This window comes from Bradyrhizobium sp. SZCCHNS3016, assembly GCF_032484535.1.
In the GTDB taxonomy this organism is placed as follows: domain Bacteria; phylum Pseudomonadota; class Alphaproteobacteria; order Rhizobiales; family Xanthobacteraceae; genus Bradyrhizobium.
The window spans coordinates 514,928-525,303 of sequence record NZ_JAUETE010000003.1 but is presented as its reverse complement, the minus strand read 5'-3'; the positions used below and the strand labels follow the sequence as shown (position 1 = coordinate 525,303).

The window sequence follows — 10,376 nt, the reverse complement described above, 5'->3', positions numbered from 1 at the left end:
TCTCCTTGGAACACTGAAGCTTCGCAACCTCAGCTTCCTCGGTTCAGACCGGATGGACAACCTCCTGGAAGACCACATTTAGCCACCGTCGCCCTCGGAATCATCGCCCGAAAGCTTAGCGCCAGCGTCGCGGCGCCAGGACCACACGACTTCTCGTCCGCCAGCTGCCGTTCGTCCGCGTGCAAGCACGCTGCGGCAAACAAGCGGCCATCGCCTCCCCGCCTCACGTGTCGTGACGATCGCGATACGCCCCTCGTGGCGAAGCAGGATGGACGCAGTAGAGCACATCTTCTGGAAAAGCGAAAGATAAATCTTCGGTGAGCGCGGGCGATGTTGGGCGCCGTGCTGACGTTGATGGCGGCGCCGTATCGGCTCGAACGGTCCGCACCGGCCAGGAGCAGCCGTCGGGGCCGACGGGCCGGACGTCACCCGCGCATCATCAGACGATGCGTTCGGAGAGGCCACACAGCCAACCGACGGCTCATCGCTGGAGTTTCCTTCGCATCATCACGTGCGGTATGCCCGCATCGTCGAATGCTGATCCTTCCGCGCTGTACCCCAGTCGTTCATAGAATCCGCGTGCTGTGACTTGCGCCCCGAGAACGATCTCGTCGGCACCGCGGCGAGATGCGGTCGCAGCCGCAAACTCCATCAACTCCCTCCCAACGCCCCTTTTTCGCGATGATGCCGATACCGCCATCCTGCCGATTTTCGCAGCGCGGTCACGAAGCAGGATGCGTAACGTCCCTATGACGAGGCCATCCGAAAGCGCGGCAAGATGGATGGCGCGCCTATCGTCATCGTCGACTTCAAGTTCCTCAGGGACTCCTTGCTCGACGACGAACACACGGCGTCGTAAGGCGTAAACCTCCGACATGAGCGGGTCTGTTGCTTGGACCTCGAAGATCGTACTCAATCCTGTCTCCTCGGACCAGAGCCGATGCATCCCATCGAACGCAAGCGGTAACTCTCTTTCCCTAACAATTGCACTGTCGACCTCGCCTCGTAGTTTCGGCGGCAGCGCACGAGCTCAGATGCGGCTGCGCGCTGCCAGCCGAATTTATTGTAATTGCACCAAACTCCCAAAACGATGCCTTTGCCGAACTGACGGTCGACGCGTTGCGCGTTCCAACATGTCCGTATTCACCGCCGAAGATATGATGGCCCGAGTTTCATCGAGTTTCGCGGAGAATGCATGTAAGCTTCGCTATCCCCGACTCGGAGCGAACCGGACATGCCCGATCTTCACACACTCGCGTTGTTTTCCCTCGCGTGTCTGGCGCTGACCGTCACTCCGGGCCCTGACATGCTCCTGATCGCCAGCCGCAGCATCGCGCAGGGGCGGTCTGTCGGGTTTGCGACGCTGATGGGAATTCAGGCTGGGACCTATTGCCATGCGCTTGCTGCGGCCTTCGGCCTCTCCAGGCTGTTTCTACTGGTCCCCGTCGCCTATGACGCGGTTCGCTACGCGGGCGCCGCCTATCTCCTGTTTCTGGCGTGGCAGGCTTTGAGCTCGAATCGTCCGCTCGCGCCGGTCTCCGGCGAGAGCGACCGGCGCTCGACCTTGGCAGCTGTCCGGCAAGGGCTGGTGACGAACCTGCTCAATCCAAAAATGGCCCTGTTCGTTCTGGCGCTGTTCCCCCAGTTCGTCACGGCCGATGCCGGATCGGTCGGGCTCCAGATCATGACGCTCGCGACCGTGCTCAACGCCATCGGCCTCGTCGTGAATGGAGCCGTCATTGCTGTCGCGAGCCGCGTCGGCGCCAACATCTTCAGAGGTGGCCGCCTCGGCCGCTGGCCGCAATATCTGCTGGGAACGGTGTTCGGCACGCTCGCCCTGCGGCTGGCGTTCGAGGGGAAACGCTAGTCGTCAGACATCCGCAACATTCGCTGAAGCGGGGACCCGACAGCCCCGGACGATCGTGTTGCGGAGCAGTCCGGCGCCGTCGCGGTCCTGACACCCGTCACGCCCGGTCAGCACAGAACCGAGGACGAGAACACGATTTCAGGCTCGACGAACCCGTATGCGATATGCCTTCATGATGGGAACGACAAGAGAGGGTCAGCATGACGATCGAGACTTGGCTCGCGTTTGCAGCGACGTCCATCATTCTCCTGGTGATCCCGGGGCCGACGGTTCTGCTGGTGGTCTCCTATGCGCTGGGCCAGGGGTGGCGAACCGCGCTGCCGACGGCGGTCGGCGTCGCGCTGGGCGACTTCACCGCCATGACCTTGTCCATGCTGGGCGTCGGTGCGTTGCTGGCGACCTCGGCGCTGCTGTTCACCGTGCTGAAATGGATCGGCGCGGCCTATCTCGTCTGGCTCGGGATCAAGCTGTGGCAGGCCGGCGGCGCGCTGAACGCCGTGCCGCGGACCGACAGGACCTCGGCGCTGAAGATGCTCGGTCACGCCTGGATCGTCACGGCGCTGAACCCGAAGAGCATCACCTTCTTCGTCGCGTTCTTGCCGCAGTTCCTCAGTCCGAACGGCAGCTTCCTCACGCAGATGGTCGTGTTCGAATCGACCTTCGTCGTACTCGCCTTCGCCAACGCCGTCGGCTATGCGCTGATCGCCTCGCGCGCCCGCGCGCTCGTACGGAGCGCGAAGGTGATCAGCATCTTCAACAAGGCGGGCGGCACCCTTCTGATCGGTGCGGGCGTCGCCGCCGCGGCGGCGCGGACGGCACAGAACTGAACGGGCTGCGACCTTCGGCAGGGATTGTCGCCGGCCACATCGGCTGCCAACGCTCGCGAGGCGTCGTCCAGGTTTCTGCAACGTGCAGGTCAGGCTATATTGCCGCCGTCACCTGTTATCGAGCAGGCTTTGCCATGGCCGACACACACCCATCCAGTCCCGAGCTCTGGCCGTCGATCCAGCACGAGGCCCGGCGCATCGCCGCGGCCGATCCCGTGTTCAGCCGCGCCCTGTCGGCTGCAATCCTCGACCATTCTGATCTCGGCAGTGCCGTCGCGCAGCAGATTGGCATCCGCCTCGGCAGCGGCGATGCCGCGCGCGCCCGATTTGCCGCGGTCGCGCGCGAGGCGTATGCCGCCGCGCCTGAGCTCGTCGAGGCGGCGGGTCGCGACCTCGGCGCGATCGCGACGCAGGATCCAGCGACGACGGCGCTGCTGCCGCCGCTGCTGAACTACAAAGGCTACGTCGCACTGCAGGCGCATCGCGTCGCGCACTGGCTCTGGAGCAACGGGCAACCCGACCTGGCACTGCTGCTCCAGGCAGAATCCTCGGCGTCGCTGCAGGTCAGCATCCATCCCTCGGCTTTGATCGGCACCGCGGTGTTTCTCGATCATGCCACCGGCATCGTCATTGGCGCCGACAGCAGCATCGGCCACGACGTCACCATTCTGCAGAACGTTACGATCGGGCGACACGACGCGCTGCCCGGCCGCGCCCCGCGGATCGGCCGCGGCGTGCTGCTCTCCTCGGGCGCGACCGTGCTGGGCGACGTCGCGATCGGTGATTTTGCCAAGATCGGCGCCGGTGCCGTCGTCACCACCGACGTGCCGTCGGGCTGCACCGCCGTGGGCACGCCGGCTCGCCTGACGAACTGCCCGGAGCAGCCGATCCCGGCCTGATCACGATTCCTCGCGACTCCTGGGGCGGCCGGTTCTACAGCAATGTATCAAGCTTGGCCGCGGTGACGGAGATCAGGTCGCGGATCTTGTCGCACTCGGCCGCAAGCGGTGCGAGGGCCGGATCCGACCTGATGCACCGATCCAGATTGTCGACCGCGCTTCGCCAAAGCTCCAATTCGCACCGCAGCCGTCCGACCTCGCCGGTTGCCACCGCATCGCGCAGCCGTTCTGCCTTCGCGCCGACGATCCGCAACGAGGCCCGGGCGGGAAATGCGAGGATATCGGCCACGGATCGCCCCGGTGAGAGTGGTGGAATTCGGCAAAGGGGCAACAGGCGCATGACGCGCCGGGCGGCGGCATCGCCTGCAACCGCGCGGCGGCCTGGGTTGACAGGCCGCCGCGCGTCGGCGCTTTCCGATCCGGCCTCAAGCCGCGGCGCGCTCGGCCAGAGCCTGAGCTTCTGCCGCGGCACGCGCCATGCTGGACGACATCTCGCTCGTGACGGTGCTCTGCTCCTCGACGGCGGCGGCCGTCGACGTCACATACTCGCTGACGTTCTGGATCGCCTGCTTGATCGAGCCGAGAGACGTGACGACGCCCCCGGAGATATTGTTGAGACTGTCGATCTCCGTCGCGATCTTGTCGGTGGCGGTCTTCGCCTGGGTGGCCAGGTTCTTGACCTCGGATGCAACGACGGCAAAGCCCCTGCCCGCTTCGCCGGCCCTGGCGGACTCGATGGTGGCATTCAGCGCCAGCAGATTGATCTGGCCGGTGATGTTGTGGATCATCTCGACGATGCCGCTCATCGACTGAGCCGCATCGGAGAGCCGCTGCGCCTGCGCGTCGGCTGCGGTGACCCGGTCCACCGCGCCCATGGCGGTCTCGCGCGACTTCGTCATCGCTTCGGAAATCTCGCGCACGGACGCGTTGAGTTCCTCTGCGCCCGCCGCCACCGATTCCATCATGGCCCGCACGCGCTCGTTGCCCATGCGAACGAAGACCTGCCGGGTGACGTCGGTCGCATATTTGACCACCTTGAACGGCTTGCCGTTGAGGTCGAGGATCGGATTGTAGGAGGCCTGGATATAGACTTCCCTGCCGCCCTTGCCGATGCGCTTGTACTCGGCCGACTGGTACTGGCCGCGGTTCAGGCTCGTCCAGAAATCGCGATAGGCAGCGCTCTCCCGCTCGGACGCTTCGACGAACATGCTGTGATGCTTGCCCTGGATCTCGGCCAGGGTGTAGCCGAGCGCGCGAAGGAAGTTGTCGTTCGCGGTGATGATCGTGCCGTCCATGTTGAACTCGATCACCGCCTGGGACTTGCCGATGGCCTCGATCTGCCCGGCGAGGTCGGCGTTCTTCAGCTTCTGCGCGGTGACATCGGTCGCGAACTTGACGACCCCGATCGGCCTGCCCGTCGCATCGAGCACCGGATTGTAGGTGGCGAGGATCCAAACTTCCTTGCCGCCCTTGCCGATGCGCTTGTATTCGCCGCCCTGGTATTCGCCGCGATTGAGCGCAGCCCAGAACTCGCGGTAGGCCGGGCTGTCGCGCAGCGCGGGTTCGACGAACATGCTGTGATGCTTGCCCTGGATCTCGTCGAGGCGGTAGCCCAGCGCATCGAGAAAATTCTTGTTGGCACTGACGACGGTGCCGTCGAGCTTGAACTCGATCATGGCCTGCGCGCGATCGATGGCGGCAAGCTTGGAGCCGTCGGCCATGCTGCGCAGCTTCTTCTCGGTGACGTCGGTCGCGAACTTGACGACCTTCACCGGCTTGCCGGCGCTGTCGAGGACGGGATTATAGGACGCCTCGATCCAGACTTCGCGACCGCCCTTGCCGATCCGCTTGAACTCGGCAGCCTTGAACTCACCCTGGCGCAGTGCGGCCCAGAACTCGCGGTAGGCGGCACTGTCGCGCTCGGAAGGATCCACGAACATGCTGTGGTTCCTGCCCTGGATTTCCTGCAACTGATAGCCGACCGCGTTCAGGAAGTTCTGGTTGGCGGTGATGATCGTGCCATCGAGCTGGAATTCGATCACGGCCATCGCACGACTGATTGCTGCAAGCTGCGCTTCGGCGTCCGAGCGGCTATTCGATCGAAACAACAAGGTAACCTCCAGATGATGAGTTCGTTTGCAGATGATCGGCGACGGTGACGGTTGCCCATGCGACCGACGACCAGTCTGCGCAAAGATTGATGCAACTTGTTCCACTCTCGTTAAAGCGCGTTGAGAAATCCGGTTTTTCCGTAGTTCTACCGTTGTGGCATGATGCCAGACATACAATGGCGCCGCGCGGAAGCTGCGCTGCGGCGCCCCAACATCAAAGGTGAAGCGTACGATGCTGCATCCAGAGATCGCGGGCGGAAGGATTCGGCGATCCGCACTGACAGGGCGGACCGCCGCTCCCGTCATATTTCATTTCGCAGGCGCCCCCAGTCGGAAAGATTGCCGCAGCCCATCTCGTTGGCCCTTGGGCGCGTCAGGTCGGGATCGCGGTAGGCGCCGATCAGCGGATCGCCACCGCGGGAGCGGACCTGGAACGTGCAGCAGATATCGCCCGCGTCGACGACCAGGCTGACGTCGTGGTGCCGGAGATGCTGGTTGGCGCCGTCGATATGGTCGCACAGCAACGAGCGGGCGCACGGCGGCGCGGATCACCCGGCGCCATCCTGAAATGATAGATGATCAACTGGCTCCGTCCACCCAACCTGCATCGATCAGGTATTCCTCAGGAGATGTGCGCCTGCGACCAGACGTTTTCCATCTTCACCGCGTCGAGCGCGGCCGCCGGCTCATCGATGCGATACGGCTTCGACAGGATGCGGACGTCCCGCGGCGCCGGTGGTGGTGTCGCGCAGGGTCTGATGCTCCAATTCGGCATCGAGCTCGGCGCCGATCAGGATCACGATGGCGGAGATCCAGATCCAGGTCATGAAGCCGATGGCGGCGCCGAGCGAGCCGTAGGTCGCGTTGAAGCTGCCGAAATTGGCCGCATACCAGGAAAACAGCGCCGAGCCCGCGAGCCACAGCGCCGCCGCCAGCGCGCTGCCCCAGCTGATCCAGCGCCATCTGGGCTCCTCGCGGTCCGGCCCGTAGCGGTAGATCAGGGCCAGTCCGAGCGCGACGCAGATGAAGATGACCGGCCAGCGGCCGATCCGCAACACCAGGTCGCCGGCCTCGGACATGCCGAGATAGTTCAGCAGCACCGGGAGCACGACGACGGCTCCGATCGCGAGCAGCGCGAACAGGATCGCGCCTCCGGTGAACAGCAGCGAAATCGCGTTCAGCTTGATGAAGCCACGCCTCTCCGGCTCGCGATAGACGACGTTGAGCGTATCGAACAGCGACTTCATCGCGGCATTGGCGCTCCATAGCGAGATCGCGAGGCTGACCAGGAAAGTGATGCCGAGCGCCTGAGTGCCGTTGGCGGAGACGCGCGTCAACTGGTCGCGCGCGATGTCGATGGCGCCGCCCGGCATCACGCCCTGCAACTGCTCCAGATGTCCGGTGATCTTGGCCGGATCGGAAAACAGGCCGTAGATTGCCACCAGCGCGGCCAGCGCCGGAAAGATCGCCAGCAGGGTGTAGAATGTCATGCCCGCGGCGAGCGCAACGATCCTGTGCTCGGTGACGTTCTCGTAGACCCGGAACGAGACGTCCTTCCAGCTGCGCGCGGGAATCTCCGAGGGCGAACGCGCCAACCGGCTGTGTCCATCGTCGACCCTGCTCGCGCGTCCCGTGCGCCCGGCCTGTTCGGGCCGCTGATCGAAATAGTGGATCAGGAACGCGAACCCGAGCAGAGCCAGCATCCCGCCGGTGCCAGGTGCGCGCGGGCTGCTCGCGAAAACGCTCGGGGAGTCGCGATGGGCGGCGTCTGACGTCCTGGATCGGCGAAACATGGGATCGGTCCATCACTAGCGGCGAAAAAGGCAACCGGGGCGGTGGACGAATGTTCCGGCATCACGCCATGACGCCCGTTGCCGAGCTCCGCGACGGTGGGGCTGCCTCAGATCTTCAAAAGGCCAACTCGGGCAAGCGCCAACATGCAGATATTTTCGTTCGTCGGTGAACGCGAAGCTGCGACGCCGACACAACAGTTAATGCTGCGCGCGAGGAACGAGCCTGCGTACCCTCGCGTTGCAACGGTACTTTTCAACGCAAGGATAAGCGCATGCGCCGCCTGCTGTTTGCTTCGCTGTCTGCCACCGCCGTTCTCGCGGGCTTCGCCGCGATCTCGCCCGCCTCCGCCGCGCAGGACCGCTACTGCCTGCAAGGCAGGATCTGGGGCTATCCGGGCAACTGCCAATTCTCCACCTATCGCCAGTGCCTGGCTGCGGCCTCCGGCACCGATGCCGGCTGCGGTATCAACCCCACCTACGCCTATGCCCGGCAGCGCCGCTACGACCGACGCTATTGAGCGCGGGTCATTGCATCAGCCTCTCGCGCGGTGGACGGGCAGCGCCATCGATCGAGACATGGCTGCGATCGGAAGTTGGCTGCGATTGAAACATGGCTGGCGGCGACATCTCTGGCTGCCACGCCCCCTGGCCCTGCTCTATTGCGTCGCGCAATGGCACCATGATTCGTTAGCTGTTGCGGCAACTCCCATCTGAGGCCGGCAGCCGCGCGTCCTCTCCTCCTCCGCCGCTCCGTGCGCGGAACATTGCGCCTCGCTGTCGCTTATACGGCGACCAATGTCGAACCGGAGGAGGACCATCATGGACGGACTGATTTATCTCGTGGGATTGATCGTGGTCATCATGGCCGTTCTGTCGTTCTTCGGCCTGCGCTGAGACGACATCATGGCCATGGAAAGTGCGCCGGTCGTCACGTCACCCGTTGCAAGCGCGACGGCCGATAGCTGGACCCTGCAATGGACGCCGGTCGTTGCAGGAGCCATCACCGCCGCTGCGGTCTCTTCGATCCTGATCGGCTTTGCCATGTCGGTCGGCCTCGGTGTCAGCTCCACCGCGCCGACGTGGCGCGACGCCTCGGTGGCGCTCTGGCTCTTGTCAGGGCTGTATCTGGTGCTGCAGGCGCTGATCAGCTTCGGCTGCGGCGGCTACATGGCGGGCCGCCTGCGCGCGCCGCACGGGCTTGCCGAAAGCGAAGAGATCGAAAAGCGCGACGGTCTGCACGGCGTCGCAGCCTGGGCGCTGGCGGTCGTGCTCGGCGCCACCCTGGCCGTGCTCGGCGCGTCCGCGGCGACACGGACCAATCCGCTCACTGCGCCGGCGACGGCCAATGAGCCGTCGGTCCTGAGCTATGAGCTCGACCAGCTGTTCCGCGCGCCGCGGCGGGCGCCCAGCCCGGATCTCGCACCCGCGCGCAGCGAAGCCGGACGCATCCTGCTCACGGCGTCGAGCCACAATGGCGTCAGCCCGGAGGATCGCGGCTATCTCGTACAGATGGTCAGCGGCACGACCGGTCTCGCTGCTCCCGATGCCGAGCGGCGGGTGGACAGCGTGATCGCACAAGCCAAGAGCGCGATCTCGCGCACGCGCGCCGGCACCGTCATCCTGGCGTTCTCGGTTGCCACCGCCCTGCTGCTCGGCGCCGTCGCCGCCTGGGCGGCCGCGGAGAGCGGTGGCCGTCACCGCGACGGCAAGCCTGTCACCGGATGGATGCTGCACGCCAACCGCTTCAGCCGGCGGCGCGACATGTGGCGGCGGCCGATGTCGATGCCGGAATAGAGCACGTCATGAACCGCAGTGGCCCGGCCCCTCGCCGGGCCGCTTCGCATGGCACCGCCGCCGCGAAAGAAGCGCGTGCAATTCAGGCGAGCCGCAGAATCATCAGGTTCGCGTCGCCGCCGTAGCTGCCGGTCGGATCGGTGGCGGCGGCTGCCTTGTCGACTGCAAATCCTTGCCTCTCCCAGAATGGCGTCGAGCCGTTGACGGCGATCAGCGACAGCGACGTCAGGCCGAGCGCACGCGCGTGTCGGATCAGCTCCTCAACGATCACTGTCGCCGAGCCGCTGCCGCGGACCTCGGGCAGCAAGGCGAGATCGTGGATGTAGTAGGTCGATGCGGGCGACGGAATGCTTCCGATCAGCACGTTCAAGGCCGGCGGCCGGCCGAGCTGCCAGGGATGGCTGAGCACATAGCCGGCGATCCCGGCGCCAGCCGCGAGCAGCACGCGGCATCCATCGGGGTGGAGACGCAGGCGCTCCGCGAAAACACGCCTGTCCTCGGGATAGTTCGGGTGCACGCGGGCCGCGATCCCATCGACATCAGCAAGATCGCCTGGCGCCATTGCACGCCAACTCATGCGGCCCGCGCCGGGCTGGTTCTCGCTCACTCGTCCTTGCTCACTCGTCCTTGCTCACTTGTCGTTGCTCACTTGGCGAGCGCCAGCCAGCGCTCGCCGGCCGACAGCGCCGCCGGCCACAGCGCCTCCGTCGGCTGCCCGCGATGCAGCGCCTTGCCGACCTCACAGATCGACATGAAGGCCGCCGAGCGCGCCTCCTCCACCTCGAGCGGCTGCTCCGCGCTCGGGCTGCGCACCAGCCCCATCAGGCCGTTCAACGTCTGCAGGGCCGCTTCCGGCGGGCTCGCCTCCGCCGCCCTCAGCGCAGCCACGATCTGCTGCGCCTTTTCCGATTCGGTCATCACGTCGTTCATCGTCGTTTCGTTCGCCCGTGCCTCACGGGAGAACGCTAGCAGCCGGACGAAGGTCGGGCAATGCTCGGGCAGACGGCGCCCCAATGTCGAACGCGCAGCGCCGACGTGCTCCTCAGCTCAACCCTGCCGACGACGTTGGTGTCGATGACGCGCCG

12 protein-coding genes are annotated in these 10,376 nt (G+C 65.3%); 5 read left to right on the top strand and 7 right to left on the bottom strand.

Annotated features, from left to right (window positions below; genetic code table 11):
• Positions 1-481: 481 nt before the first annotated feature.
• The gene (locus QW881_RS09905) at positions 482-916 is read right to left on the bottom strand and encodes a GNAT family N-acetyltransferase (protein WP_315757100.1); all 435 of its coding nucleotides are present in this window, start codon (positions 914-916) and stop codon (positions 482-484) included.
• Between the two features lie 318 nt (positions 917-1,234).
• Between QW881_RS09905 and QW881_RS09900 the strand changes: the two genes are divergently transcribed.
• The 3 genes from QW881_RS09900 (at position 1,235) to QW881_RS09890 (ending at position 3,593) form a co-directional block, all read left to right on the top strand.
• Positions 1,235-1,867, top strand: coding sequence for a LysE family translocator (locus QW881_RS09900; RefSeq protein ID WP_315757099.1), 633 nt, complete (start codon positions 1,235-1,237; stop codon positions 1,865-1,867).
• Positions 1,868-2,067: 200 nt separating this feature from the next.
• On the top strand, positions 2,068-2,694 hold the full coding sequence (locus tag QW881_RS09895; RefSeq protein WP_315757098.1) for a LysE family translocator: 627 nt from the start codon (positions 2,068-2,070) through the stop codon (positions 2,692-2,694).
• A gap of 134 nt (positions 2,695-2,828) precedes the next feature.
• A complete protein-coding gene (locus tag QW881_RS09890; RefSeq protein ID WP_315757097.1) occupies positions 2,829-3,593 on the top strand; it encodes a serine O-acetyltransferase in 765 nt (254 codons plus the stop codon).
• A gap of 34 nt (positions 3,594-3,627) precedes the next feature.
• On the opposite strand, the gene QW881_RS09885 is transcribed toward QW881_RS09890, so the two are convergent.
• From QW881_RS09885 to QW881_RS09870, 4 genes are all read right to left on the bottom strand, one after another.
• Positions 3,628-4,065: a hypothetical protein gene (locus tag QW881_RS09885; RefSeq protein WP_315757096.1), complete on the bottom strand. Its 438-nt coding sequence runs from the start codon at positions 4,063-4,065 to the stop codon at positions 3,628-3,630.
• On the bottom strand, positions 4,019-5,641 hold the full coding sequence (locus QW881_RS09880) for a PAS domain-containing protein (protein WP_409999001.1): 1,623 nt from the start codon (positions 5,639-5,641) through the stop codon (positions 4,019-4,021). The genes QW881_RS09885 and QW881_RS09880 overlap by 47 nt, the downstream gene beginning before the upstream one ends.
• A 365-nt stretch (positions 5,642-6,006) precedes the next feature.
• Positions 6,007-6,228, bottom strand: a complete 222-nt coding sequence (locus QW881_RS32575; RefSeq protein WP_409999000.1) for a hypothetical protein — start codon at positions 6,226-6,228, stop codon at positions 6,007-6,009.
• Positions 6,229-6,390: 162 nt separating this feature from the next.
• Positions 6,391-7,407, bottom strand: a complete 1,017-nt coding sequence (locus tag QW881_RS09870; RefSeq protein WP_315757094.1) for a YihY/virulence factor BrkB family protein — start codon at positions 7,405-7,407, stop codon at positions 6,391-6,393.
• A 362-nt stretch (positions 7,408-7,769) separates the two neighbouring features.
• Here QW881_RS09870 and QW881_RS09865 point away from each other — a divergent pair, with 362 nt between their 5' ends.
• Together QW881_RS09865 and QW881_RS09860 are read left to right on the top strand one after the other, a co-directional pair.
• Entirely contained in the window at positions 7,770-8,015 is a 246-nt protein-coding gene (locus tag QW881_RS09865; RefSeq protein WP_315757093.1) for a DUF3551 domain-containing protein, read from the top strand.
• 385 nt (positions 8,016-8,400) lie between these two features.
• Entirely contained in the window at positions 8,401-9,291 is an 891-nt protein-coding gene (locus tag QW881_RS09860) for a hypothetical protein (RefSeq protein WP_315757092.1), read from the top strand.
• 82 nt (positions 9,292-9,373) lie between these two features.
• Here QW881_RS09860 and QW881_RS09855 read toward each other — a convergent pair whose 3' ends face one another.
• Complete coding sequence (locus tag QW881_RS09855; protein WP_315757091.1) at positions 9,374-9,868, bottom strand: GNAT family N-acetyltransferase; 495 nt, start codon at positions 9,866-9,868, stop codon at positions 9,374-9,376.
• 68 nt (positions 9,869-9,936) lie between these two features.
• Positions 9,937-10,209: a hypothetical protein gene (locus QW881_RS09850; protein ID WP_315740183.1), complete on the bottom strand. Its 273-nt coding sequence runs from the start codon at positions 10,207-10,209 to the stop codon at positions 9,937-9,939.
• Between the last annotated feature and the right edge of the window lie 167 nt (positions 10,210-10,376).

What these genes read in the sequence shown, in the direction of transcription:
- QW881_RS09880 (WP_409999001.1), bottom strand. Translation starts at nt 5,641, where the DNA reads ATGGCCGTGATCGAATTCCAGCTCGATGGCACGATCATCACCGCCAAC.
- QW881_RS09865 (WP_315757093.1), top strand. Translation starts at nt 7,770, where the DNA reads ATGCGCCGCCTGCTGTTTGCTTCGCTGTCTGCCACCGCCGTTCTCGCG.
- QW881_RS09860 (WP_315757092.1), top strand. Translation starts at nt 8,401, where the DNA reads ATGGCCATGGAAAGTGCGCCGGTCGTCACGTCACCCGTTGCAAGCGCG.
- QW881_RS09890 (WP_315757097.1), top strand. Translation starts at nt 2,829, where the DNA reads ATGGCCGACACACACCCATCCAGTCCCGAGCTCTGGCCGTCGATCCAG.
- QW881_RS09850 (WP_315740183.1), bottom strand. Translation starts at nt 10,209, where the DNA reads ATGACCGAATCGGAAAAGGCGCAGCAGATCGTGGCTGCGCTGAGGGCG.
- QW881_RS09900 (WP_315757099.1), top strand. Translation starts at nt 1,235, where the DNA reads ATGCCCGATCTTCACACACTCGCGTTGTTTTCCCTCGCGTGTCTGGCG.
- QW881_RS09895 (WP_315757098.1), top strand. Translation starts at nt 2,068, where the DNA reads ATGACGATCGAGACTTGGCTCGCGTTTGCAGCGACGTCCATCATTCTC.
- QW881_RS09870 (WP_315757094.1), bottom strand. Translation starts at nt 7,407, where the DNA reads ATGCTGGCTCTGCTCGGGTTCGCGTTCCTGATCCACTATTTCGATCAG.
- QW881_RS09855 (WP_315757091.1), bottom strand. Translation starts at nt 9,868, where the DNA reads ATGAGTTGGCGTGCAATGGCGCCAGGCGATCTTGCTGATGTCGATGGG.